The sequence below is a fragment of the Streptomyces bugieae genome (assembly GCF_036352915.1).
In the GTDB taxonomy this organism is placed as follows: Bacteria; Actinomycetota; Actinomycetes; order Streptomycetales; family Streptomycetaceae; genus Streptomyces; species Streptomyces endophytica.
Genome location: NZ_JAZBJP010000026.1, coordinates 45,544 through 71,326, shown reverse-complemented (window position 1 = coordinate 71,326; position 25,783 = coordinate 45,544). Strand labels below are relative to the sequence as shown.

Genomic DNA, 25,783 nt, shown 5'->3' with positions numbered 1-25,783 from the left:
GAACGGACAGACGTCTTGAGTCTTGTTCTCGCAGGCTAGGGGCGGGGGAGCGGGTCTGGCATGTTCCGTTCGGGAGAAGTGCGCGTGTTGCGTTGTCCGCACCGGACATAGCGACGGCTCCCGGCCAGTAGATTGAGCGCCGGCGCGCCCGGCAGCGGCGCCCACCAGCGCGGGCATGACAACGACAACGCGGCACCGCCGCACCGGCACACCAGGCCACGGCTCAAGGGGGACAAGGGGCACCGGATGGACACCGAGGGCACGCACGACGCACGTCACACCCGCTCCGACCAGGTCCCGCGACCGGCGCAACCCCCGGAGCTGCCACCGCGGCCCGCTGCGCCCCCGCGTTTCCCCGATCCGGCCGCCGCGGGCCAGGACACCGCCGTGTCGGGCAACGCCGTCCGCCCGGGGGCCGCTCCGCAGTCCCCCTTCATGGCCTGGCTGAGCGCTCCGCGCGTACTGGCGGGGCCGGGCATCTGGGCGTACGAGCACCGGCCCAGGCCGAAGGACGAGCCGCACGAGATCGCGGTACCGCAGCTGATCGCCGGCGCGGTGATCTCGTTCCTGTGCGCATGGCTGGTCTGGTCGCTGCTGATGAACGACTACCTGGGCCCCTACTGGAAGTGGCCGCGCGAGGTGATGCTGCCCGATTCCTGGAAGACGGGGAATGCCAACATCGTCTCCTCGTTCATCTACATGGCGCTCATTCTGGGCGTGATCGTCGTGATCTTCGGCCGGGTCGGACGTTGGCCCACGCTGTTCCGCCGGCTGATCGCCCCAGTGACGAACCGCTTGTGGGACCGGCTGCCTTCCTGGCTCGCACCCAAGGACCCGAGCGCGCTCCCCGGCGGACAGCTGATCGCACGCGCCGTTGCGACGTTGGTGGTGGTCTGGTTCCTGTGGCAGTGGTGCACCGACCAGACGACCGAGTCCTCCCTGCTGATGCTCCAGTTGGAGAACCTGACGCCGGTGTCCGGGCAGCAGGCTTCGTACTTCTACTACGCCACGAGCTATTCGCTCATCGACCTCGGTGTGCTGCTGGTGGTGTTCAGCAGGTTCGCCTGCTTCTCGGAGCTGCGGCACCGATACGTCTCGTCGGATCGGCGCGAGGTGCCCGACGCCCGGAAGGTCGCGGAAACCGGCGCCCGGATGCTCGAGGTCGACCAGGCCGATTGGGCCGGTCTGCGGGAGGCGGGGGCCGGTGCGGCGGCCGATCGGCTGGCGCAGGAGGCGCGGTCCGGGCTGATGAACGATGTCGATCACGCCCGGCTCACCCGTGCCTGGCAGTCGGTTCGGGTGCAGCCGAGCCGGCTGCCCGCCTTCATCGACAGCGTCCAGAAGCACGGTTCCGCCGCCTGTCTGCACCCCTCCGGGGCGCGCGACCTGACGAACCGGACGGCTCGACACGACCTGCTCACCTCCCAGGTACGCATCGGAACGGCCTCCACAGACGTACGCAACCCCTACGACCGGCGCGGCACCGGGTTCGCGCTGGCACCCGACGTACTCGGGACGTCGTTGCTCGCGGTCGGTCCGGCCGGTTCGGGGAAGACCACCCGCCTGGTGCGCCCCTTGGTGGAGGCCCTGTGCCTCCAGGCGCTCGCCGGACGGGCCGCGGTCGTATCCGTCGGGACGGCAGGGACGGCGCCGGCGCCCGATGACGCCTTCGATGCCGTGGTCAAGATCGGTCACCGCGATGCGCAGTGCGACCTGGATCTCTACGGGGGCACGACCGACACCGACGAGGCAGCCGCGATCCTGGCGGAGGCGCTCGTGGGCGACCTGGTGGCGACGTCTCCCGGAGGAGATGGGCGACGGGCGGCGACCGTTCTCGGTCAGCTGCTCGGTCCGTTCAGGGCGGCGCACGGGCGTTTTCCCGCGGTGCCGGAGCTACGGGAACTCCTGGACGGCTCCCAAGAGGCCATGGCGGGCCTGCGGGCAGCGCTGGAGGCGGCCGGGGAACGCAGCGCCCTGCGGGAACTGGACGCGCGGGAGCGACAGGCGGAACGGCCGGGTGATCCGGGGATGATGCTCGCCGACCGGATCGCGGTGCTGGACCGGCCGGCGTTCGAGGGGTTCTTCGATCCGACCGGGCAATCACGCCAGGTGTCGCTGCGCGCTCTGGACCATCCCCTCCGAGTGCGGATCGACCTCCCCGAGCGCGGGCATGCCGACGCCTCGCGCATTCTGGCGCGGCTGGTGCTTGCGCAGTTCACGGAGTGCGCTGTGAACCGGCCGGACCGTTCGTTGTTCGCCTGCGTGGTCATTGACGACGCGTCACACGTCATCACTCAGGAGGCGCTGCGCGGACTCCAGCGGCTCCGGACGGCGAACGCCGGGGCGGTGCTCACGCTGCGGGGACTGGACGACGTACCGGAGTCGCTGCGTGGTGCGCTGCTGGGGACGGTCGGCTGCCGGGTGGCCTTCGCGGGCGTGACCACGTGGGACGGGGCTCGGTTCGCCGAGGTGTGGGGCAAGGCGTGGGTGGAGACCAAGGACGTCACCGACCGGCAGATCGTCTCCGACGAGCCGTTCACCAAGGTCCTGCACTCCATCCGACGGCTGGTCACCGGCAAGAACGTCACCGCGAAGGCGGTGACGGTACGGACGGTGGAACGGGAACGGTGGTCCGCGTCGGACCTGGCCAATTCGGTGCCGCCCGGCCACGCTGTGCTGTCCGTGACTTCGGTGAGCGGGGAGTCGGCCCCACCCGTCCTCGTAGACCTCCGCCCCTGACCCCCACGCCCCATGCCCCCGCACCCCGGTCCCCCCGATTCCTCCGTTGAGGCAGAATCGGGGGTGGCCGTTCGTACGGGGCGGCGTAAAGAATGGGTCGTGGGCCGGTTGTCGGGTGGTCGACGATCGGTTGTCCGCTCAGGTTCGCCGACGTCACCGAAGCCATCGAAGGTCTTATGCCGCACACGCTCGCTTCTCTGGTCAACCACACCGCGCTCAAGCTGACCGTGCTCGCGGGCGAGGAGCGGCTGGACGTGCCGGTGCGCTGGGCGCATGCCAGTGAGCTGATCGATCCGGTGCCGTACATGGAGGGCGGCGAGCTGCTGCTGATCACGGCGCTGAAGCTGGACGCGGAGGATCCGGAGGCCACCCGCAGGTACGTGCGGCGGGTGGCGGAGGCCGGGGTGGTCGGGCTGGGCTTCGCGGTCGGGGTGAACTACGAGGACGTGCCGGAGCCGCTGGTGGCGGCGGCGCGGGAGCAGGGGCTGCCGCTGCTGGGCGTGCCGCGCCGGACGCCGTTCATCGCGATCAGCAAGGCCGTGTCGGCGGCGGTGGCCGCCGATCAGTACCGCGCCGTGACCGCGGGCTTCGAGGCGCAGCGGGAGCTGACCCGGGCGGCGCTCAGCGCCGAGGGCCCGGCCGATCTGCTGGCCCGGCTCGCCGCGCACCTGGACGGCTGGGCGGCGCTGTACGACGCGTCGGGGGCCGTCGTGGCGGCCGCCCCCGACTGGGCGGCGCGGCGGGCGGCGCGGCTCGCGGAGGACGTGGCGCGGCTCCGGGAGCGGCCCGCCCCGGCGAGCTCGGTGGTGAGCGACGCCGAGGGCGACGACCGGGTCGAGCTGCAGTCGCTGGGCACCGGCCGGCGGGCGCGCGGGGTGCTCGCGGTGGGCACCGGCGCGCCGCTCGGGACGGCCGAACGGTACGCGGTGCACTCCGCGGTCGCGCTGCTGACGCTGACCACCGAGCGGTCCCGGGCGCTGCAGGACGCCGAGCAGCGGCTGGGTGCCGCGGTGCTGAAGATGCTGCTGGCCGGCGAGCCGGATCATGCGCGGGCGGTGGCCGGGCGGCTCTACGGCGGGCTGCTGGACGCGCCGTTCCGGATGGTGGTCGCGGAAGCGGTGGCGGTGGCGGGGGAGGAGGGCGGCGGGTCGGCCGGCTCCCCGACCGCCGGTACGTCGCGCGGCACGGCCGGTACGTCGCGAGGTACGGCAAGCACTCGGGCCACCGGTACGGGAGGGGCGCTGGACGCGCTGGCCGATGCCATGGATTCGGCGGCCGCGCGGACCGGTGAGGCGGTGCTCGCGGTGCCGGACGGCGGCCGGCTGATCGTGCTGGTCGCGGACGGCGGCGCGGCGGCGGACGCCTGTGCGTCGTACGCGGCGCAGGCCGAGGCCCGGACCGGTGCGCAGGCCCGCACACGGGGCCGGGCGGGGCGTACCGAACCGGGCGCGGGCGGCGAGGGACTGGCCGTCGGGCTGTCCGCGCCGACCGGGCCGGCGGCCGCCGCGAACGCCTACCGGCAGGCCGAGCAGGCGCTGTCGGTGGCCCGGCGGCGCGGCCGGGTGCTGGTCGAGCACGAGGACGTAGCCGCCGGGTCCGTCCTCCCGCTGCTCGCCGACGACGCCGTCCGGGCGTTCGCGGACGGGCTGCTGCGGGCGCTGCGGGAGCACGACGCGACCGGCCGCGGTGATCTGGTGGCCTCGCTGCGGGCCTGGCTCGCCCGGCACGGCCAGTGGGACGCGGCCGCCGCCGACCTGGGCGTCCACCGGCACACGCTGCGCTACCGGATGCGGCGGGTGGAGGAGATCCTGGGGCGGTCGCTGGACGACGCGGACGTGCGGATGGAGCTGTGGCTGGCGCTCAAGGCCACGTCGTCGTCACCGTCGCCGTCCTCGTCGTCCTCGTCGTCCTCGCAGGGCGGGGAGTGAGCGGAGCGCCCCCGACGCCCCGCGGCCCCCGACGCCCGCCCCACTGCCGCCCCGCGGCCCTCGCGCCCCCTCCACCACGGAGAGCCCCGCCCCCTGATTACGCCGCTTCGGACAAACGCCATCGTGGCGGCGCGCCCCTACCGTGGGGGCAGCAGTCAAACCGCAGAGCCGCTCGCTGAGCCATGCGCACCACCCACCACGTCTGAAGGGCCGGGTTCCACTGTGCCGATCCCCACTGATGCAGCCCCCACCGCCTTCTGGCTCGCCGGCCGCGAGGCCACCGGCGAGGCCACCTTCGATGTCACCTCCCCCTGGGACGGACGTCTCGTCGGCACGGTGAGCGTGCCCACCGAGGACCAGGTCGAGGAGGCCGTCGCGGCCTCCGTCGCGGTCCAGGAGGAGTTCGCGGCGACCCCCGCGCACGTCCGGGCGGCCGCGCTGGACCACGTGCAGCGCCGGCTCGTCGAGCGCACGGAGGAGATCGCGCAGCTGATCTCCGCGGAGAACGGCAAGCCCATCAAGTGGGCGCGCGGCGAGGTCGGCCGGGCGATCTCCGTGTTCCGCTTCGCGGCCGAGGAGGCCCGTCGCTTCAACGGCGGCGAGGCGCAGCGGCTGGACACCGACGCGGGCGGCGCCGGCCGGCTCGCGCTGACCCGCCGCTTCCCGCGCGGCACGGTCCTCGGCATCGCGCCGTTCAACTTCCCGCTCAACCTCTGCGCCCACAAGATCGCCCCGGCCATCGCCGCCGGCGCCCCGATCATCCTCAAGCCGGCCCCGGCCACCCCGCTGTCCGGTCTGATCCTCGGTGAGCTGCTCGCCGAGACCGACCTGCCGGCCGGTTCCTGGTCGATCCTCCCGGTGCCCAACGAGCGCATGGAGGCGCTGGTCCAGGACGAGCGGCTGCCGGTCGTCTCCTTCACCGGCTCCGAGAAGGTCGGCTACGCGATCCTCGACTCGGTGCCGCGCAAGCACTGCACCCTGGAGCTCGGCGGCAACGGCGCGGCCGTCGTGCTGCCCGACTGGTCCTCCGAGGAGGACCTGGACTGGGCGGCGCAGCGGATCGCGATCTTCTCCAACTACCAGGGCGGCCAGTCCTGCATCTCCGTGCAGCGGGTGATCGCGGACGCCTCGGTGTACGACCGGCTGGTGCCCAAGATCGTGGCGGCCGTCGAGGCGCAGGTCACCGGCGACCCGTCGGACGACGCGACCGAGGTCGGCCCGCTGGTGAACGAGGACGCCGCCAAGCGCGTCGAGGCCTGGGTGGACGAGGCCGTGCAGGGCGGCGCGAAGCTGCTCGCCGGCGGCAAGCGCGACGGCGCCTCCTACGCGCCGACCGTGCTGGAGGGCGTGCCCGCGGGCGCCACCCTCGCCTGCGAGGAGGTCTTCGGCCCGGTGCTCACCCTCACCAAGGTCGACGGCGTCGACGCGGCCTTCGCGGCGGTCAACGACTCCAAGTTCGGCCTGCAGGCGGGCGTGTTCACTCATGACGCCAAGACCGCCTTCCGCGCCCACCGGGTGCTGGAGGTCGGCGGCGTGGTCATCGGCGATGTGCCGTCCTACCGCGCCGACCAGATGCCGTACGGCGGCGTCAAGCAGTCCGGTGTGGGACGCGAGGGCGTCCGGTTCGCCATGGACGACTACACCTACGAGCGGGTGCTGGTCCTCACCGGCCTGGCCCTGTAGGACCGGTGCCCCTCCGGGGGCACCACCCGGCGTCACCCCGACGCCCCCGACCAGGTCGGGACCGGTGGACAGCGACGGCCTTCCCTCGGGCCGAATCACCGTCCCGACCCCGGCCGGCGCACCCCCCGGCGCCGGCCCCTCGACGCGGCGCGCTCCGGCACCCTGTTTCCGGAGCGCGCCGCGTCCCCCGTTCTCCGGCACCGTTTTCCCCCGTCGTGCCGGATCTTGACCGTACGGCGCGGACCGCCCCGGCGCCTCCTGTCCCAGGTGGAGTCGCGGCCGTGTCCCAGGGGGGAGACCCGCGGGTACGTACAACCAGCGCGGTATGCGCACACCCCCCGAAGGGCCGATGACGGAGGGCCGGACCGCGGGCGCGCCGCCGCGCAGGCCCCCCATGGCCGGGAGGCGCCGTTGCGGCGTGCTGCGGCCGGTACCTCCAGTGGTGCAAGCCGCGCGGATCGGGTAACTCTCACAAGTAGCGCTGTCCAGCGGCCGACCGGCCGCCGGCGCTGAACTCCCGACCCCGCGGCGAGGTGAGCTCCTGATGACCGCTCCATCCATCCGCAACGTTTCCGAGCGCGAAGCACGCCAGGTCGCCGAGGCGGCCCGCGAGCAGGACTGGCGCAAGCCGAGCTTCGCCAAGGAACTGTTCCTGGGGCGCTTCCGGCTCGACCTCATCCATCCGCACCCCACGCCCGCCGTGGACGACGTGCGCCGCGGTGAGAAGTTCCTCGCCACCCTGCGGGACTTCTGCGAGACGGAGATCGACGGCGCGCGGATCGAGCGCGAGGGCAGGATTCCGGACGAGACGGTGCGCGGGCTCAAGGAGCTCGGCGCGCTCGGGATGAAGATCGACCCCAAATACGGCGGCCTCGGGCTCACCCAGGTCTACTACAACCGGGCGCTGTCCCTGGTCGGCACGGCCAGCCCCGCCATCGGCGCGCTGCTCTCCGCCCACCAGTCGATCGGCGTACCGCAGCCGCTGAAGCTGTTCGGCACCCCGCAGCAGAAGGAGACCTTCCTGCCGCGGCTGGCCCGTACGGACATCTCGGCGTTCCTGCTGACCGAACCGGACGTCGGCTCGGACCCGGCCCGGCTGGCGACCACGGCCGTCCCGGAGGGCGACGAATACGTCCTCGACGGCGTGAAGCTGTGGACCACCAACGGCGTGGTCGCCGACCTGCTGGTCGTGATGGCCCGGGTGCCCGCCTCCGAGGGCCACAAGGGCGGCATCACCGCCTTCGTCGTCGAGGCCGACTCGCCCGGCATCACCGTCGAGAACCGCAACGCCTTCATGGGCCTGCGCGGCCTGGAGAACGGCGTCACCCGCTTCCACCGGGTCCGGGTGCCCGCGGCGAACCGCATCGGCCCCGAGGGCGCCGGCCTGAAGATCGCCCTGACCACGCTCAACACCGGACGGCTCTCGCTGCCCGCGATGTGCGTCGGCTCCGGCAAGTGGTGCCTGAAGGTCGCCCGGGAGTGGTCCGCGGCCCGCGAGCAGTGGGGCCGGCCGATCGCCAAGCACGAGGCCGTCGGCGCCAAGATCTCCTTCATCGCCGCGACCACCTTCGCCCTGGAAGCGGTCGTCGACCTCTCCTCCCAGATGGCCGACGAGAACCGCAACGACATCCGCATCGAGGCCGCCCTCGCCAAGCTCTACGGCTCCGAGATGGGCTGGCTGATGGCCGACGAACTCGTCCAGATCCGCGGCGGCCGCGGCTTCGAGACCGCCCCCTCGCTCGCCGCCCGCGGCGAACGCGCGGTCCCCGCCGAGCAGATGCTGCGCGACATGCGGATCAACCGGATCTTCGAGGGCTCCACCGAGATCATGCACCTGCTGATCGCCCGGGAGGCGGTGGACGCCCACCTCTCCGTCGCCGGCGACCTCATCGACCCCGACAAGTCCCTCGCCGACAAGGGCCGGGCGGCCGCCAAGGCCGGCGGGTTCTACGCCCGCTGGCTGCCCAAGCTCGTCGCCGGTCCCGGCCAACTCCCGCGTACGTACCAGGAGTTCGGCATCCTCGCCGGGCACCTGCGGTACGTCGAGCGGACCTCGCGCAAGCTCGCCCGGTCCACGTTCTACGCGATGTCCCGATGGCAGGGCCGGATGGAGACCAAGCAGGGCTTCCTCGGCCGGATCGTCGACATCGGCGCCGAACTCTTCGCGATGAGCGCCGCCTGCGTCCGCGCCGAGCACCTGCGCGAGACCGCTGACCACGGCCGCGAGGCGCAGCAGCTGGCCGACGCGTTCTGCCGGCAGGCGCGGATCCGGATCGAGGAGCTCTTCGGCCGGCTGTGGACCAACACCGACGAGCTCGACCGCAAGGTCGTCTCCGGGGTCCTCGACGGCAACTACGGCTGGCTGGAGGACGGCATCGTCGACCCCAGCGGCGACGGCCCGTGGATCGCCGACGCCACCCCCGGCCCGAGCGCCAAGGACAACGTCCACCGCCCCATCGGCTGACGCACCCCGGGCCCGGTCCGCCGATGATCGGCCGGACCGGGCCCGCCGTGTGCCCTCCGTGCCCACGGCACCCCCGCGACCGGCCACAATGGACCCCATGACGGACTCCCTCGCCCATCCGCACCTGCGCTTCGAGCCGGCCGCCGGCGACCCCGACGGCCCGGTCGAGCCCCGCTCCCTGGTGATCCTCGGCTCGACCGGCTCGATCGGCACCCAGGCGATCGACATCGTGCTGCGCAACCCCGACCGCTTCCGGGTGACCGCGCTCTCCGCGGCCGGCGGCCGGACCGAGCTGCTCGCCGAGCAGGCGCACCGGCTGCGGGTGGACACCGTCGCGGTGGCCCGCCAGGACGCGGCCCCCGCGCTGCGCGCCGCGCTCGCCGACCGCTACGGCCCGGGCGAGAAGCTCCCCGAGGTCCTGGCCGGCCCCGACGCCGCCACCGAACTCGCCGCCTCCCCCTGCCACACCGTCCTCAACGGCATCACCGGCTCCATCGGCCTCGCCCCGACCCTGGCCGCCCTCAAGGCGGGCCGGGTGCTGGCGCTCGCCAACAAGGAGTCGCTGATCGTCGGCGGCCCGCTGGTCAAGGCCGTCGCCCGGCCGGGCCAGATCATCCCCGTCGACTCCGAGCACTCCGCGCTCTTCCAGGCGCTGACCGGCGGCGACCGCGCCGAGGTCCGCAAGCTCGTGGTCACCGCCTCCGGCGGCCCGTTCCGCGGCCGTACGAGGGCCGAGCTGGCCGGGGTCACCCCCGAGCAGGCGCTGGCCCACCCCACCTGGTCCATGGGCCCGGTCGTCACGATCAACTCTGCGACCCTGGTCAACAAGGGCCTGGAGGTCATCGAGGCGCACCTGCTCTTCGACGTCCCCTTCGACGCGATCGAGGTCGTCGTCCATCCGCAGTCCTTCATCCACTCGATGGTGGAGTTCACCGACGGCTCCACCCTCGCCCAGGCCAGCCCGCCCGACATGCGGATGCCGATCGCGCTGGGCCTGGGCTGGCCCGACCGGGTCCCGGACGCCGCCCCCGGCATCGACTGGACCACGGCGCAGACCTGGGAGTTCTTCCCGCTGGACGCCGAGGCCTTTCCGTCCGTACCGCTCGCCTGCCACGTCGGCTCCCTGGGCGGCACCGCACCGGCCGTCTTCAACGCCGCGAACGAGGAATGCGTGGACGCTTTCCTCAAGGGCGGGCTGCCGTTCACAGGGATTGTGGATACCGTCGCCGATGTGGTCGCCGAGCACGGAACGCCCGCCGGGGGAACTTCCCTGACCGTCGCGGACGTCCTGGAGGCGGAGACCTGGGCGCGCGCCCGCGCCCGCGAACTGGCCGCCCGTGCGGCACGGACACCTTCGGAGGCTCGCGCATGACGACCTGGATGACCATCCTCGGCATAGTCGTCTTCGTCGTCGGCCTGCTGTTCTCCATCGCCTGGCACGAACTCGGCCATCTCTCCACGGCCAAGATGTTCGGCATCCGCGTGCCGCAGTACATGGTGGGCTTCGGGCCGACGATCTTCTCCCGCAGGAAGGGCGACACCGAGTACGGCATCAAGGCCATCCCGCTCGGCGGCTACATCCGCATGATCGGGATGTTCCCGCCCGGGGACGACGGGAAGCTGCAGGCCCGCTCCACCTCGCCGTTCCGCGGCATGATCGAGGACGCCCGCTCGGCGGCCTTCGAGGAGCTGCAGCCCGGCGACGAGAAGCGGCTCTTCTACACCCGCAAGCCCTGGAAGCGCATCATCGTGATGTTCGCCGGGCCGTTCATGAACCTGATCCTCGCGGTCGTGATCTTCATGAGCGTCCTGATGGGCTTCGGCATCAACACCCAGACCACCCAGGTCGGCTCCGTCTCCGACTGCGTGATCTCGGCCGCCGCCAAGACCGACAAGTGCCCGTCCGGCGCCAAGGACTCCCCGGCCAAGGCCGCCGGCCTGCGCGCCGGTGACAAGATCGTCACGTTCAACGGCCACGACGTCCCCGACTGGGGCGCCCTCCAGCAGCAGATCCGGGACACCACCGGACCCGCGACGCTGGTCGTCGAGCGGCACGGCGTCCGCAAGACCCTGCACGCCGACCTGATCAAGAACAAGGTCGCCAAGACCGACGGGCACGGCGGCTACGTCCCCGGCCAGTTCGTCACCGCCGGATTCCTCGGCTTCACCCCGGCCAGCGGCGTGGTCCAGCAGTCCTTCGGCCAGTCCGTCGACCGCATGGGCAACATGGTCGAGCAGGGCGTCTCCTCCCTGGTCAACCTGCCCGGCAAGGTCCCGGACCTGTGGAACGCGGCCTTCAACGGCGGCGAGCGCAAGCAGGACTCCCCGATGGGCGTGGTCGGGGCCGCGAGGGTCGGCGGCGAGGTCTTCTCGCTGCACATCCCGCCGGAGCAGCGGGTCGCGACCATGCTCTTCCTGGTCGCCGGGTTCAACCTCTCGCTGTTCCTGTTCAACATGCTGCCGCTGCTCCCGCTCGACGGCGGGCACATCGCCGGCGCCGTGTGGGAGTCCATCCGCCGGGCCTTCGCCAAGATCGTCCGCCGGCCGGACCCCGGGCCCTTCGACGTGGCCAAGCTCATGCCGGTCGCCTACGTCGTCGCCGGGATCTTCATCTGCTTCACGCTGCTGGTGCTCGTGGCGGACGTGGTGAACCCGGTGAAGCTCACCTGAACCGGACATCCGTGACGGCCGGGCCCGCAGCGACCGTATGGGCGGCCCGGCCGCCCCCTTTAGTGGGGGCGCACGGCCTCGATGTGCCCCGGGCGATGCCGGTGCCGTAATCTCGGAGGCCGGAGCCCGCCGACGCGGGGCCTTGATCCACACCTTGGGGTTGCTCGCCAGATGACTGCCATTTCACTGGGAATGCCGGACGTACCGACCAAGCTGGCCGACCGCCGGGTCAGCCGCAAGATCCACGTCGGTCCGGTCGCCGTGGGCGGAGACGCACCGGTCTCGGTGCAGTCGATGACGACCACGCGGACCTCCGACATCGGCGCGACGCTGCAGCAGATCGCCGAGCTGACCGCCTCCGGCTGCCAGATCGTCCGGGTCGCCTGCCCGACGCAGGACGACGCCGACGCGCTGTCCGTGATCGCCAAGAAGTCCCAGATCCCGGTCATCGCGGACATCCACTTCCAGCCGAAGTACGTCTTCGCCGCCATCGACGCCGGCTGCGCCGCGGTCCGGGTCAACCCCGGCAACATCAAGCAGTTCGACGACAAGGTCAAGGAGATCGCCAAGGCGGCCTCCGACGCCGGCACCCCGATCCGGATCGGCGTCAACGCCGGCTCCCTCGACCGCCGCCTGCTGCAGAAGTACGGCAAGGCCACCCCCGAGGCGCTGGTCGAGTCCGCGCTGTGGGAGGCGTCCCTCTTCGAGGAGCACGGCTTCCGCGACATCAAGATCTCGGTCAAGCACAACGACCCGGTCGTGATGGTCAACGCCTACCGCCAGCTCGCCGCCCAGTGCGACTACCCCCTCCACCTCGGCGTCACCGAGGCCGGCCCCGCCTTCCAGGGCACCATCAAGTCCGCGGTCGCCTTCGGCGCGCTGCTCAGCGAGGGCATCGGCGACACCATCCGGGTCTCGCTCTCGGCGCCGCCCGCCGAGGAGGTCAAGGTCGGCATCGCCATCCTGGAGTCGCTCAACCTCCGCCAGCGCCGCCTGGAGATCGTCTCCTGCCCGTCCTGCGGCCGCGCCCAGGTCGACGTCTACAAGCTCGCCGACGAGGTCACCGCGGGCCTGGAGGGCATGGAGGTGCCGCTGCGGGTCGCCGTCATGGGCTGCGTCGTCAACGGCCCCGGCGAGGCCCGCGAGGCCGACCTCGGCGTCGCCTCCGGCAACGGCAAGGGCCAGATCTTCGTCAAGGGCGAGGTCATCAAGACCGTCCCCGAGTCGAAGATCGTCGAGACCCTCATCGAAGAGGCCATGAAGATCGCCGAGCAGATGGAGAAGGACGGCGTCGCCTCCGGCGAACCGGTCGTCACCGCCGCCGGCTGACCCGCCCCACAGCGCCCCGAGCCCCGCCGCCCACCCCGGGCCGCGGGGCTCACGGCTGCCCGGACCGGCCCCGCGGGCAGCGCACAGGGTGCCCCGCGCGGGCGCGAGGTAAAGTGCCAAGACCTGCTCCCGCCTGGCCTCCCAGGCCCGTAACGGTGAGGCAAACCGAGACGTGCTGACGACCACCACCATCAAGGTCCTCGAACCAGGGGACCTCGACGATGCGCTCGCGGTCCTCGACCGCGACCCGGTCGCCAACGCCTTCGTCGCCGCCCGCGTCCAGGTCGCCGGACTCGACCCCTGGCGGCTGGGCGGAGAGATGTGGGGCTGGTACATCGACGGCCGGCTGGAATCGCTCTGCTACGCCGGCGCCAACCTCGTCCCCGTCTGCGCCACCTCCGAGGCGGTCCGCGGCTTCGCCGAGCGCGCCCGCCGCCAGGGCCGGCGCTGCTCCTCCATCGTCGGCCCGGCCGGCCCGACCGCCGAACTCTGGTCGCTGCTGGAGCCGCACTGGGGCCCGGCTCGCGAGCTCCGCGCCCACCAGCCGCTGATGGTCACCACCTCGCAGTCCGCCGAGATCGCCCCCGACCCGTACGTCCGGCGGATCCGCAAGAACGAGATGGACCTGATCATGCCGGCCTGTGTCGCCATGTTCACCGAAGAGGTCGGCATCTCCCCGATGGCCGGCGACGGCGGTCTGCTCTACCAGGCCCGGGTCGCCGAACTCGTCGGATCCGGCCGCTCCTTCGCCCGCGTCGAGGACGGCAAGGTCATCTTCAAGGCGGAGATCGGCGCTGCCACTACCCGCGCCTGCCAGATCCAGGGCGTCTGGGTCGACCCCGCGCACCGCGGCAAGGGCCTGTCCGAGACCGGTATGGCCGCCGTGCTCCGCTACGCCCTCAGCGACGTCGCCCCCGTCGTCAGCCTCTACGTCAACGACTTCAACACGGCCGCCCGGGCCGCCTACCGCCGGGTGGGCTTCGAGGAAGTCGGCGCGTTCATGAGCGTACTGTTCTGACCCCCGGCCTTGTACGCTCCGACCATGGATGACGTCGCGGTCGGCCCCCTCGATCTCGCCGCCCGCGTGGACGACGCGCTCGCGGTGCAGGCGCTCGCCTTCGGCCTCAGCGAGGAGGAGATCGCCGTCCGCCGGCACATCGTCCTGCGCCACCTCGGCTGCCCCGGCGCCCGGGCCCTGGGCGCCACCACCCCCGCCGGCCGGCTCGTCGGCTTCATCTACGGCATGCCCAACGACCGCGCCCACTGGTGGTCCACGGTCGTCGAGCCGTATCTGCGCAGCGAGGGCCTCGACCACTGGCTCGACGACTCCTTCACCATCACCGAGCTGCACGTCCACCCCGCCTACCAGCACCGCGGCCTCGGCCGGGCACTGATCACCCGGATCACCGACGGCGCCGGCGAACCCCGCTCCATCCTCTCCGCCATCGACGTCGAGAGCCCCGCCCGCAAGCTCTACCGCTCCCTCGGCTACCACGACCTGGCCCGCCGCGTCCTCTTCCCCAGCGCCCCCACCCCCTACGCCGTCATGGGCGCCCCCTTGCCCTTGAAGCGCCCCTGATCCGGGACCCACAGGGCAAGCCCCCACTCACGGTTCTCCTCCCAACCACGGGAGGGGACGGGCCGGAGGGGCCGGGGTGCGGGACGTAAAGCGAAGCAGTCCCACACCCCGGCCCCGCAGGCCCGTCACCGCACCCACCACAACCCAGCCCGCCGCAGGCGCAACGGCGAGAAGCCCCGCGGCGGGAAAGCCAGGTACGTGGGAGGCGCCGCCAAGCGCGCAACAACGAGCAACCCCCACGGCGGGCCAGCCAAAAACGTGGGGCAAAGGCCAAGCGCAGCGGTATCGCATTTTCGCCGGACACACCCGGCCCGCTAACCTCCAGGGAGTCACCTTTCTTACGCAGGAGAAACTCCCATGGCCAACGCCGCACAGGTCCAGCGCATGTCCCGCTTGATGATCAAGACACTGCGCGACGACCCGGCCGACGCCGAGACCGCCAGCCACAAGCTGCTCGTCCGCGCCGGGTACGTCCGCCGCTCCTCCGCCGGCATCTGGACGTGGCTGCCGCTGGGCATGAAGGTCCTGGAGAACGTCTCCCGCGTGGTCCGCGAGGAGATGGACGCGATCGGCGGCCAGGAGGTCCTGCTGCCGGCCCTGCTGCCCAAGGAGCCCTACGAGACCAGCGGCCGCTGGGAGGAGTACGGCGACCTGCTCTTCCGCCTCAAGGACCGCAAGGGCGCCGACTACCTCCTCGGCCCCACCCACGAGGAGATCTTCACCCTCACGGTCAAGGACCAGTGCACGTCCTACAAGGACCTGCCGGTGATCCTCTACCAGATCCAGATCAAGTACCGCGACGAGGCCCGCCCCCGCTCCGGCGTGCTGCGCGGCCGCGAGTTCCACATGAAGGACTCGTACAGCTTCGACACCACCGACGAGGGCCTGGCGCAGTCCTACGCGCTGCACCGCGAGGCGTACCAGAAGATCTTCGAGCGTCTGGGCCTGGACTACCGCATCGTCTCCGCCGTCTCCGGCGCGATGGGCGGCTCCGCCTCCGAGGAGTTCCTGGCCCCCGCCGCGGCCGGTGAGGACACCTTCGTCGACTGCCCGGCCTGCGACTACGCCGCCAACACCGAGGCCGTCACGGTCAAGGTCGAGCCGGCCGACGGTTCCGCCCACGCCCCCGTCGAGGAGCTGGACACCCCCGACACCCCGACCATCGAGTCGCTCGCCGAGTTCCTCGGCGTACCGGCCTCCGCGACCCTGAAGAACCTCCTGGTCAAGGTCGACGGCGAGATCGTCGCGGTGGGCGTGCCCGGCGACCGCGAGGTCGACCTCGGCAAGCTGGGCGAGCACCTCGCGCCGGCCACCGTCGAGCTGGTCACCGCCGAGGACTTCACCGACCGCCCGGAGCTGGTCCGCGGCTACGTCGGCCCGCAGGGCCTGGCCGGCAAGGCGTTCCGCTACATCGCCGACCCCCGCGTCGCCCCCGGCACGGCCTGGGTCACCGGTGCCAACAAGGAGGGCAAGCACGCCCGCAACGTCGTCGTGGGCCGGGACTTCGAGGTCGACGACTACCTCGACGTGGTCGTCGTCGAGCCCGGCGACCCCTGCCCGAAGTGCGGCACCGGCCTGAAGATCGACCGCGCCATCGAGATCGGCCACATCTTCCAGCTCGGCCGCAAGTACGCGGACGCCTTCGAGCTCGACGTGCTCGGCCAGAACGGCAAGCCCACCCGGGTCACCATGGGCTCGTACGGCATCGGCGTCTCCCGTGCGGTGGCCGCGCTGGCCGAGCAGACCCACGACGAGAAGGGCCTGTGCTGGCCCCGCGAGGTCGCCCCGGCCGATGTGCACGTCGTCGCGGCGGGCAAGGCCCAGCAGACCGAGCTCGCGCTGGCGATCGGCGACCGGCTCGGCGACGCCGGCCTGCGCGTCCTCGTCGACGACCGGGCCGGGGTCTCGCCGGGCGTGAAGTTCACCGACGCCGAACTGCTGGGCGTGCCGACCATCGTGGTCGCCGGCCGGCGCGCCGGTGAGGGCGTGGTCGAGGTCAAGGACCGCCGCACCGGTGAGCGCGAGGAGCTGACGGTCGAGGAGGCCGTCGCCCGACTCAGCGCCTGATCCACCGGGTACGCCTGATACGAAGCCGCTGCGGCGCCACCGGTCCTTCGACCGGCGGCGCCGCAGCGCACGTATGAGGGGCCTACAGCCAGGCCGCGAACTCCAGCAGCAGCTCGCCGCGCTGGCGGTCGCCCACGGCCGCCTCCCGCACCCCGGCGTCCACCGCCCGGTACAGCGTCCAGTCGCGCAGCCGGTCCCGGTCCACTTCCAGGGAGTCGGCCAGCTTGGCCACCCGGCGGCGGACCGCGGCGGCCGCCCCCGACCCGGCCACCAGGTCCTCGAAGCGGTCCAGCACCAGCGCCGCCAGGTCGTACGCCCGCTCGCCGACCACCGGCGACGGGCCGATCGCCAGCCACGGCGCCCGCTCACCGGCCAGCACCTTGCCCTGGCGGAACGCACCGTGCAGCAGGAACCGCTCCTCCGAAGCGGCCGGCAGACCACGGCGCAGCTCCTGGGCCTCCGCCACCAGCGGACCGGCCGCCCGGGTCAGCCCACCCGCCGCGCCCAGCGCCTCCGCGTCCTCCTCGGCACGCCCGGCCAGGGTCTCGAACGGGTGCTCGGCCGGCGGCTCCACCCACAGGCGGCGGACCGTGCCGGCGGCCTCCAGCAGGGCCTTGGCCTCCGGCAGCGAGCGCAGCGACACCCCGCTCCGCAACCGCTCCAGCAACAGCGCACCGCTCGCCGCATCGGCCCGCAGCAGCCGTACCGCACCCCAGCCGTCCCAGGTCGCGAGCGCCGCCGCCTCGTGCCCGGCGCGGCGCCCCGGAGCCGGCAACTTCAGCGCCGCCGGCGTACCGTCAGCCTGCCGCACGAGCGCCAGCAGACTGCTGCGGCCACCGGGGGCGTGTACCCGTTCCAGCGTCAGCTCCCAGTCGTCCAGCCGCTGCTGAACCAGCGTCGGCAGCGCGTCGAGCCACCTCCGTACCGGGCTTTCCGGGTCGCCGCTCACCGAACTCACCAAACGCTGCGGCGGTTCGATGGGTGCCGTTGCCATGCCTGCGCTGTCCCTTTCCTGGGGCCTTTCCTGGGGCGGTGACCGCCGGTCGTTCAGAGCGCGCCCGCGGGGGCGCTCGCGGAGCCGGACGGAGCGGCGGCCGAGGCCCGCTCCGTGAGCCCAGGGAAGGCTACGCCGCCGCCGCGCCAGCGCACCGCCCGCACCGCTGCCTCGCGCAGCGCGGCGGCCGCCTCCCGCCGCCGCGCCCGGCCGCCGGCCCGTACGAGGTCCGCGTAGACGGCGGCCAGCCGGTCCTCCAGCTCCGCCGCCAGCCGCACCGCGGCGGCCGGGTCGGGCACCGGGAACGGCAGTTCGTACGCGGCCGCCGCGGCCTCGGGCGTGCCGCCCAGCGCCAGCACCTCGCGGCGCAGCGCGTCCCGGCGGGCGCGGTGGGCATCGTAGGCGGCCTGGGCCTCGGTGCGCCGGTCGCGGGAGATGCGGCCGCCGACCACGCCGTAGCCGTAGACCGCGGCGTGCTCGGCGGCCAGCGCGGCCTGCACGGCGGTCAGCTCCGCACGGCTCTCGTCGCTCTGCTCGTCGCTCTTCTTCCGGGAGGTCATCGGGGCGGCTCCGTCAGCAGATAGGCGTGCGCCGCGCCGGACGCGGCCACCGAGGCGAGCAGCCGGGCCAGTTCGGGCGGCGCGGTCAGCAGCGCGGTGGTCCGGTTGTCGGCGAGCTTGCGTTCCGCGGCGGCCAGGGCGCTCCGCGCGGCCTTCTCGTCCCCGGGCACCGGAGGCGCGGCGCCCTGGCGCGGACGGCCCCGGCGGGCGGAGCCGGCGGGGGAGGGGGAGGCGTCCCCGGTCGTGAACGCCTGGACGTGCCGGGCCACTTCGGCGCGCAGCGGGCGCAGCCGCGGCTCCAGCGCCGGGTGCGCGGCGAGCGTCGCGTCGTAGCGCGCCAGCAGCGCCGTACTGTCGTGGGCCGCGGCCGTGCGCAGCCGGTCGGCGGCGGAGGAGTGCTCGTCCCGGTCGGGGGAGACGTCCTCGGAGCAGCCGGCGAGCAGCGCCGCGCCCCCCAGGGCGGCGCCGGCCAGCAGGGTCCTTCTGCGTGTGAGCGCCACTTTCGGCACGTTGCACTTCCCGGGGTCTTCCGTTGTGATCACCGCAGGCGAGAGTATCCGTGACCACCCACCGAATCGTCAGTACCCCGCCGGAACCGATAGGCTTTGACCCGACACGCGATCCACACACAACAGCACACGCGGCCGAGGAGTCACCCGGATGAGCACCACCCAGAGCGAGAGGCTGCGCGGACTGCTTGAACCGCTCGTCGCCGCGCGAGACCTGGATCTGGAAGAGATCGAGGTGACACCGGCCGGGAAGCGCCGGGTGCTGCGGATCGTGGTCGATTCCGACGAGGGCGTCCAGCTGGACGAGTGCGCCGAGCTGAGCCGCGAGGCGTCCCAGGTCCTGGACGACACCGATGTGATGGGCGGCGCGCCCTACACCCTCGAGGTGACGTCCCCGGGCGCCGACCGCCCGCTGACCGAGCTGCGCCACTACCGCCGCGCCCTCGGCCGCCTCATCAAGGCCCAACTCACCGACGCGGCAGGGTCCGGGGAGCTGGTCGCCCGGATCACCGGCGTCGACGAGGACGGCCTCGATCTGGAGGTCCCGGGCGTGAAGGGGCGCAAGCCGACGGCCCGCCGGGTCTTGTTCGACGAGATCGCCAAGGCGCGCGTCGAGCTGGAATTCAGCCGTAAGCCGGAGAAGGCGGAGAAGCGCGACGCGCAGCACGAAGAGAAGATCGACGAGAACAAGGAGGAGGCGTAGCCGTGGACATCGACATGAGTGCCCTGCGTGGGCTGGTGCGGGAGAAGGAGATCTCGTTCGACCTGCTGGTCGAGGCGATCGAGTCGGCCCTCCTCATCGCTTACCACCGCACCGAGGGCAGCCGCCGGCGGGCGCGGGTGGAGCTGGACCGCAACACCGGGCATGTGACGGTGTGGGCGAAGGAGGACCCCGAGGACCTGGAGGAGGGGGCCGAGCCGCGCGAGTTCGACGACACCCCGTCCGGCTTCGGGCGGATCGCGGCGACCACCGCCAAGCAGGTCATCCTGCAGCGGCTGCGGGACGCCGAGGAGGAGATCACGTTCGGTGAGTACGCCGGGCGGGAGGGCGACGTCGTCACCGGCGTGGTCCAGCAGGGCAAGGACCCCAAGAACGTCCTGGTCGACATCGGCAAGCTGGAGGCCATCCTGCCGGTGCAGGAGCAGGTCCCCGGTGAGGAGTACACCCACGGCACCCGGCTGCGGTCGTACGTCGTCCGGGTGGTCAAGGGCGTGCGCGGCCCGTCGGTGACGCTGTCGCGCACCCACCCCAACCTGGTGAAGAAGCTCTTCGCCATGGAGGTGCCGGAGATCGCGGACGGGTCGGTGGAGATCGCCGCCATCGCCCGCGAGGCCGGGCACCGTACGAAGATCGCCGTGCGCTCGACGCGGTCGGGGCTGAACGCCAAGGGCGCGTGCATCGGCCCCATGGGCGGGCGGGTGCGGGCCGTGATGGCCGAGCTCAACGGCGAGAAGATCGACATCGTGGACTGGTCGGACGACCCCGCCGACCTGGTCGCCAACGCGCTGTCGCCGGCCCGGGTCAGCAAGGTCGAGGTCGTGGACCTGGCGGCGCGCTCCGCCCGGGTCACCGTCCCCGATTACCAGCTGTCACTGGCCATCGGCAAGGAAGGGCAGAACGCCCGTCTCGCGGCCCGGCTCACCGGATGGCGGATCGACATCCGACCGGACACCGAGCACGCATCGCAGGCCGGGGATCACACGTCGTAGCCGCCGGAGCCGCGGCCCACGGGAAAATCGGTGGCGCCGCGGCACCTCGACGGGAATTCTGAGCAGCCGTTCGGCCTTTACCCCATCGGGGTGCGGTCGGCGCGGGGAGGTAGACTTAAGCAGTGTCTGGCCGGACGCATGCCCGCGCATGCCCTGAGCGCACATGTCTGGGATGCCGGGAGCGGGTGGCCAAGGGCGATTTGCTGCGCATCGTGGAGATCGAGGGCGAGTGTGCCCCTGATCCTCGCGGTACGCTGCCCGGCCGGGGTGCATACGTGCACCCGACACTGGTCTGCCTCGACCTGGCGGTCCGCCGCCGGGCGTTTCCCCGGGCCTTTCGGGGCCGGGGGCCGTTCGACACGACGGACGTGCGTCGGTTCCTCGAACGGCGCGCCGGTTGAAGCCGCCCATTGCAATAACGCACAGCAAGACGCACAGCGCACGGAAAACCGTGCGGTCAGGTACCTCGCGAGTCGGAAGTAGGTCGAGATTGCGATGAGCACTCGATGAGTACGCGATGAGTACGCCCATGAAGTAGCGACGGTCCGGTGGACACCCCGGACCTAGAAGGAGCGAAGTGGCTAAGGTCCGGGTATACGAACTCGCCAAGGAGTTCGGCGTGGAGAGCAAGGTCGTCATGGCCAAGCTCCAAGAACTTGGTGAATTCGTCCGTTCGGCGTCCTCGACGATCGAGGCGCCGGTTGTTCGCAAGCTGACCGACGCTTTCCAGGCAGGCAGTGGCAACGGCCGCGCCGCCGGGAAGCCCGCGGCGCCGCGCAAGTCGGCCCCCGCGAAGCCGTCGGCGCCCTCTCCGGCGCAGGCGGCTCGTCCTGCTGCCCCGAAGCCGGGTGCCCCCAAGCCGGGCCCCGCGGCCCCGGCGCCGGCCGCCTCCGAGGCGCCGGCCCCCGCGGCCCCCAAGAGCACCACCCCCGCTCCCGGCCCGCGCCCCACCCCGGCGCGCCCGGCAGCACCCAAGCCCGCTCCGGCCGCGCCCGCGCAGCCCGAGTTCCAGGCGCCCCCGGCCGCCCCGTCGGCCCCCCGTCCCGGTGCCACCCCCGGCCCGCGCCCGGCCCGTCCGGCGCCCGGTCCCGGTCAGGGTGGTCAGGGCCGTGGCAACGCCCCGCGCCCCGGCGCCGAGCGTCCGGCCGCGCGTCCCGGCGGTCGTCCGTCCGGCCCGCGTCCGGGTAACAACCCCTTCACCTCCGGTGGCTCCACGGGCATGGCCCGTCCGCAGGCCCCCCGTCCCGGTGGCGCGCCGCGTCCCGGCGGCCAGGGTGGTCCCGGCGGCCCGCGTCCGCAGGGCGGCGGCCAGGGTGGTCCCCGTCCCCAGGGCCAGGGCGGCGCGCGTCCGACCCCCGGTGGCATGCCCCGTCCGCAGGGTGCCGCGCCTGGCGCCGGCCCGCGTCCCGGCGGCGGTAACCGCCCGAACCCGGGCATGATGCCGCAGCGTCCGGCTGCCGGCCCGCGTCCCGGCCCCGGTGGCGGCGGCCGCGGTCCCGGCGGTGCCGGTCGTCCCGGCGGCGGCGGTCGTCCGGGCGGTGGCGGCGGCTTCGCCGGCCGTCCCGGTGGCGGCGGCGGTCGTCCCGGTGCCGGCGGTGGCTTCGCCGGTCGTCCCGGTGGCGGTGGCCCCGGTGGCGGTGGCGGCGGCTTCGGCGGTCGTCCCGGCTTCGGCGGTCGTCCCGGCGGCCCCGGTGGCCGTGGTGGCACGCAGGGTGCGTTCGGCCGTCCCGGCGGTCCGGCGCGTCGCGGCCGCAAGTCGAAGCGGCAGCGCCGTCAGGAGTACGAGGCCATGCAGGCCCCGTCGGTCGGCGGCATCATGCTGCCGCGCGGCAACGGCGCGACGGTTCGGCTGTCGCGCGGTGCCTCGCTGACGGACTTCGCGGAGAAGATCAACGCCAACCCGGCGTCGCTGGTCCAGGTCATGCTGAACCTCGGCGAGATGGTCACCGCGACCCAGTCGGTCTCCGACGAGACGCTCCAGCTGCTCGCCGACGAGATGAACTACGTCGTCGAGATCGTCAGCCCGGAGGAGGAGGACCGCGAGCTGCTCGAGTCCTTCGACATCGAGTTCGGCGAGAACGAGGGCGGCGAGGAGATGCTCGTCTCCCGTCCGCCGGTGGTGACCGTCATGGGTCACGTCGACCACGGTAAGACCCGACTGCTCGACGCGATCCGCAAGACGAACGTCATCGCGGGCGAGGCCGGCGGCATCACCCAGCACATCGGTGCCTACCAGGTCGCGACCGAGGTCAACGAAGAAGAGCGGCGCATCACCTTCATCGACACCCCCGGTCACGAGGCGTTCACCGCCATGCGTGCCCGTGGTGCCAAGTCGACCGACATCGCGATCCTCGTGGTGGCGGCCAACGACGGTGTCATGCCGCAGACGATCGAGGCCCTGAACCACGCCAAGGCGGCCGACGTGCCGATCGTGGTCGCGGTCAACAAGATCGACGTCGAGGGCGCCGACCCGACCAAGGTGCGCGGTCAGCTGACCGAGTACGGCCTGGTGGCCGAGGAGTACGGCGGCGACACCATGTTCGTCGACATCTCCGCCAAGCAGGGTCTGCACATCGACTCCCTGCTGGAGGCCGTGGTCCTCACCGCGGACGCCGCGCTCGACCTGCGGGCCAACGCCGAGCAGGACGCGCAGGGTATTGCGATCGAGGCCCACCTCGACCGCGGCCGCGGCGCCGTGGCCACCGTCCTCGTCCAGCGCGGTACCCTCCGCGTCGGTGACACGATGGTCGCCGGTGACGCGTACGGCCGAGTCCGTGCGATGTTCGACGACAAGGGCAACAACGTCGAGGAAGCGGGTCCGTCGACCCCCGTCCTGGTCCTGGGTCTCACCAACGTCCCGGGTGCCGGCGACAACTTCCTGGTCGTCGACGAGGACCGCACGGCCCGCCAGATCGCCGAGAAGCGCGCGGCGCGCGAGCGCAACGCGGCCTTCGCCAAGCGCACCCGCCGGGTCTCCCTGGAGGACCTGGACAAGGTGCTCAAGGCCGGCGAGGTCCAGCAGCTCAACCTCATCATCAAGGGTGACGCTTCTGGTTCCGTCGAGGCCCTGGAGTCCTCGCTGCTCCAGCTCGACGTCGGCGAAGAGGTCGACATCCGGGTGCTGCACCGCGGCGTCGGTGCGGTCACGGAGACCGACATCAACCTGGCGTCCGGCTCCGACGCGATCGTCATCGGCTTCAACGTGCGCGCCGAAGGCCGTGCGACGCAGATGGCCGAGCGCGAGGGCGTCGACGTCCGGTACTACTCGGTCATCTACCAGGCGATCGAGGAGATCGAGGCGGCCCTCAAGGGCATGCTCAAGCCGGAGTACGAGGAGGTCGAGCTCGGTACGGCGGAGATCCGCGAGGTCTTCAAGTCGTCCAAGCTGGGCAACATCGCGGGTGTTCTCATCCGCTCCGGCGAGGTCAAGCGCAACACCAAGGCGCGCCTCATCCGCGACGGCAAGGTGGTCGCGGAGAACCTCAACATCGACGGTCTGCGTCGCTTCAAGGACGACGTCACCGAGATCCGCGAAGGGTTCGAGGGCGGTATCAACCTCGGCAACTTCAACGACATCAAGGTCGACGACGTCATCGCGACGTACGAGATGCGAGAGAAGCCGCGCGGCTGATCACGCACTGACCTTTCGGGGCCGGTCGGCGGAAGAAACTCCGTCGATCGGCCCCGGCCGTTGCGTGTACGGTTCGAACTGACACGTACGCCCCCGGCCCATGCCGGGAGGTGCCCCCAAGGCCCCACGGGTGGCTTGACCCGGCTTGCATGTACGTAGGGACGTTGTCCTTCGACCTGCTTCTCGGCGACGTACGGTCGCTGAAGGAGAAGCGCTCCGTCGTCCGCCCGATCGTCTCCGAACTCCACCGCAAATACGCGGTGAGCGTGGCGGAGGTCGGGGACCAGGATCTGTACCGCAGGGCCACCATCGGCCTGGCGGTGGTGTCCGGGGACGTCGGGCATCTCACCGATGTCATGGACCGCTGCGAGCGCCTGGTCGCCGCACGGCCCGAAGTGGAGCTGCTGTCGGTACGCCGACGGCTGCACGGCGACGACGACTGACCTGATGACGGGGCAGGTCGCCGCCGGTGGAAGCACAATTGTGGAAGACAAGAAGGAGACGGACCAGTGGCCGACAATGCGCGGGCGAAGAAGCTGGCGGACCTCATCCGGGAGGTGGTCGCCCAGAAGCTGCAGCGCGGCATCAAGGACCCGCGGCTCGGCTCGCACGTGACCATCACGGACACCCGGGTCACCGGCGACCTGCGGGAGGCTACGGTCTTCTACACGGTCTACGGCGACGACGAGGACCGGGCCAGCGCCGCCGCCGGGCTGGAGAGCGCCAAGGGCATGCTGCGCTCCGCGGTCGGCGCCGCGGCCGGCACGAAGTTCACGCCGACCCTGGCGTTCGTCGCGGACGCCCTGCCGGAGAACGCCAAGACCATCGAGGACCTGCTCGACAAGGCACGGGCCTCGGACGCCAAGGTCCGTGAGGCCTCCTCGGGCGCCCAGTACGCCGGCGAGGCCGATCCGTACCGCAAGCCCGGCGACGACGAGGATGACGAGGGCACCGCGTAAGAATGAAGCGTGAGAGCAACAAGCCGGGCGGCCTGGTCATCGTCGACAAGCCGGCCGGCTTCACTTCGCACGACGTGGTGGCGAAGATGCGCGGTATGGCCCGCACCCGCCGGGTCGGCCATGCCGGCACCCTCGACCCGATGGCCACCGGCGTGCTCGTCCTGGGCCTGGAACGGGCCACCAAGCTCCTCGGCCACCTGGCGCTGACGGAGAAGGAGTACGTCGGCACCGTCCGGCTGGGCCAGACCACGATCACCGATGACGCCGAGGGCGAGATCACCGCGTCCAAGGCGGCGCACGGCCTGGCCCGCGAGGACATCGACGCCGGGGTCGCGCAGCTGTCCGGCGCGATCATGCAGGTGCCGTCCAAGGTCAGCGCCATCAAGATCAACGGCAAGCGGTCGTACTCCCGGGTGCGCGAGGGCGAGGACGTCCAGATCCCGGCCCGCCCGGTCACCGTCTCCTCGTTCGTGGTGCACTCCGCGCACGAGACCGAGGCGGAGGACGGCACGCCGGTGACCGACCTGCTGGTCTCCGTCGAGTGCTCCTCCGGTACGTACATCCGCGCCCTGGCCCGCGACCTGGGCGCCGGGCTCGGCGTCGGCGGCCATCTGACCGCGCTGCGCCGCACCCGCGTCGGGCCGTACAAGCTGGACCGGGCGCACACCCTGGAGCAGCTGCAGGCGGCGGTGGACGCCCCCGAGGGCGGCGGACTGCCGATCATGCCGGTCGGTGAGGCGGCGGACGCGGCCTTCACCCGCTGGGACGTCACCGAGGCACAGGCCCGACTGCTGCTCAACGGCGCGCGGATCGCGATGCCGCGCTTCGAGGCCGACGGTCCGGTCGCGGCCTTCGGGCCCGACGGGCGGTTCCTGGCGCTGGTGGAGAACCAGGGCGGGAAGGCCAAGAGCCTGGCGGTCTTCGCCATCTGACTCCTGGGGACGGACCGGAAACCCGGCTT

20 protein-coding genes are annotated in these 25,783 nt (G+C 72.4%); 17 read left to right on the top strand and 3 right to left on the bottom strand.

Going from position 1 to position 25,783, the window contains the following annotated elements:
- The first annotated feature begins 246 nt into the window (after positions 1-246).
- From V2J85_RS29640 to V2J85_RS29595, 10 genes are all read left to right on the top strand, one after another.
- The gene (locus V2J85_RS29640; RefSeq protein ID WP_330823256.1) at positions 247-2,739 is read left to right on the top strand and encodes an ATP/GTP-binding protein; all 2,493 of its coding nucleotides are present in this window, start codon (positions 247-249) and stop codon (positions 2,737-2,739) included.
- A gap of 176 nt (positions 2,740-2,915) precedes the next feature.
- Entirely contained in the window at positions 2,916-4,667 is a 1,752-nt protein-coding gene (locus tag V2J85_RS29635; protein WP_330823254.1) for a PucR family transcriptional regulator, read from the top strand.
- Between the two features lie 222 nt (positions 4,668-4,889).
- Positions 4,890-6,350 (top strand): aldehyde dehydrogenase family protein, encoded by a 1,461-nt coding sequence (locus V2J85_RS29630; RefSeq protein ID WP_261955404.1) that lies wholly within the window; start codon positions 4,890-4,892, stop codon positions 6,348-6,350.
- A 544-nt stretch (positions 6,351-6,894) separates the two neighbouring features.
- Positions 6,895-8,814, top strand: coding sequence for an acyl-CoA dehydrogenase family protein (locus tag V2J85_RS29625; protein WP_261955403.1), 1,920 nt, complete (start codon positions 6,895-6,897; stop codon positions 8,812-8,814).
- Positions 8,815-8,911: 97 nt separating this feature from the next.
- On the top strand, positions 8,912-10,186 hold the full coding sequence (dxr, locus tag V2J85_RS29620) for a 1-deoxy-D-xylulose-5-phosphate reductoisomerase (protein WP_261955402.1): 1,275 nt from the start codon (positions 8,912-8,914) through the stop codon (positions 10,184-10,186).
- Positions 10,183-11,484, top strand: coding sequence for a M50 family metallopeptidase (locus V2J85_RS29615; protein WP_261955401.1), 1,302 nt, complete (start codon positions 10,183-10,185; stop codon positions 11,482-11,484). Before dxr ends, V2J85_RS29615 begins: the two co-directional genes overlap by 4 nt.
- 171 nt (positions 11,485-11,655) lie before the next feature.
- The gene (gene ispG / locus V2J85_RS29610; protein ID WP_261955400.1) at positions 11,656-12,813 is read left to right on the top strand and encodes a flavodoxin-dependent (E)-4-hydroxy-3-methylbut-2-enyl-diphosphate synthase; all 1,158 of its coding nucleotides are present in this window, start codon (positions 11,656-11,658) and stop codon (positions 12,811-12,813) included.
- Positions 12,814-12,985: 172 nt separating this feature from the next.
- Positions 12,986-13,831, top strand: coding sequence for a GNAT family N-acetyltransferase (locus tag V2J85_RS29605; protein ID WP_261955399.1), 846 nt, complete (start codon positions 12,986-12,988; stop codon positions 13,829-13,831).
- A 24-nt stretch (positions 13,832-13,855) separates the two neighbouring features.
- Positions 13,856-14,392 (top strand): GNAT family N-acetyltransferase, encoded by a 537-nt coding sequence (locus V2J85_RS29600; protein ID WP_261955398.1) that lies wholly within the window; start codon positions 13,856-13,858, stop codon positions 14,390-14,392.
- A 357-nt stretch (positions 14,393-14,749) separates the two neighbouring features.
- On the top strand, positions 14,750-16,459 hold the full coding sequence (locus V2J85_RS29595; protein WP_261955397.1) for a proline--tRNA ligase: 1,710 nt from the start codon (positions 14,750-14,752) through the stop codon (positions 16,457-16,459).
- A gap of 82 nt (positions 16,460-16,541) precedes the next feature.
- Here the strand turns inward: V2J85_RS29595 and V2J85_RS29590 are convergent, their stop codons facing one another.
- From V2J85_RS29590 to V2J85_RS29580, 3 genes are read right to left on the bottom strand one after another with little or no spacing between them, the layout of a single operon-like run.
- A complete protein-coding gene (locus V2J85_RS29590; RefSeq protein ID WP_330823251.1) occupies positions 16,542-17,453 on the bottom strand; it encodes an aminoglycoside phosphotransferase family protein in 912 nt (303 codons plus the stop codon).
- A 53-nt stretch (positions 17,454-17,506) separates the two neighbouring features.
- Complete coding sequence (locus V2J85_RS29585; protein WP_261955395.1) at positions 17,507-18,013, bottom strand: ferritin-like domain-containing protein; 507 nt, start codon at positions 18,011-18,013, stop codon at positions 17,507-17,509.
- Positions 18,010-18,513: a hypothetical protein gene (locus V2J85_RS29580; protein ID WP_330823250.1), complete on the bottom strand. Its 504-nt coding sequence runs from the start codon at positions 18,511-18,513 to the stop codon at positions 18,010-18,012. The genes V2J85_RS29585 and V2J85_RS29580 overlap by 4 nt, the downstream gene beginning before the upstream one ends.
- 160 nt (positions 18,514-18,673) lie before the next feature.
- Between V2J85_RS29580 and rimP the strand changes: the two genes are divergently transcribed.
- The 7 genes from rimP (at position 18,674) to truB (ending at position 25,754) form a co-directional block, all read left to right on the top strand.
- A complete protein-coding gene (gene rimP / locus V2J85_RS29575) occupies positions 18,674-19,225 on the top strand; it encodes a ribosome maturation factor RimP (protein ID WP_261955393.1) in 552 nt (183 codons plus the stop codon).
- A 2-nt stretch (positions 19,226-19,227) separates the two neighbouring features.
- Positions 19,228-20,232 (top strand): transcription termination factor NusA, encoded by a 1,005-nt coding sequence (nusA, locus tag V2J85_RS29570; protein ID WP_030802569.1) that lies wholly within the window; start codon positions 19,228-19,230, stop codon positions 20,230-20,232.
- Between the two features lie 122 nt (positions 20,233-20,354).
- Positions 20,355-20,633, top strand: coding sequence for a YlxR family protein (locus V2J85_RS29565; protein WP_261955392.1), 279 nt, complete (start codon positions 20,355-20,357; stop codon positions 20,631-20,633).
- Positions 20,634-20,809: 176 nt separating this feature from the next.
- Positions 20,810-23,863 (top strand): translation initiation factor IF-2, encoded by a 3,054-nt coding sequence (gene infB / locus V2J85_RS29560; RefSeq protein WP_261955391.1) that lies wholly within the window; start codon positions 20,810-20,812, stop codon positions 23,861-23,863.
- 149 nt (positions 23,864-24,012) lie between these two features.
- A complete protein-coding gene (locus tag V2J85_RS29555; RefSeq protein WP_261955390.1) occupies positions 24,013-24,306 on the top strand; it encodes a DUF503 domain-containing protein in 294 nt (97 codons plus the stop codon).
- Between the two features lie 66 nt (positions 24,307-24,372).
- On the top strand, positions 24,373-24,822 hold the full coding sequence (rbfA, locus tag V2J85_RS29550; protein WP_261955389.1) for a 30S ribosome-binding factor RbfA: 450 nt from the start codon (positions 24,373-24,375) through the stop codon (positions 24,820-24,822).
- 2 nt (positions 24,823-24,824) lie between these two features.
- Positions 24,825-25,754 (top strand): tRNA pseudouridine(55) synthase TruB, encoded by a 930-nt coding sequence (truB, locus tag V2J85_RS29545; RefSeq protein WP_330823248.1) that lies wholly within the window; start codon positions 24,825-24,827, stop codon positions 25,752-25,754.
- Positions 25,755-25,783 lie beyond the last annotated feature (29 nt).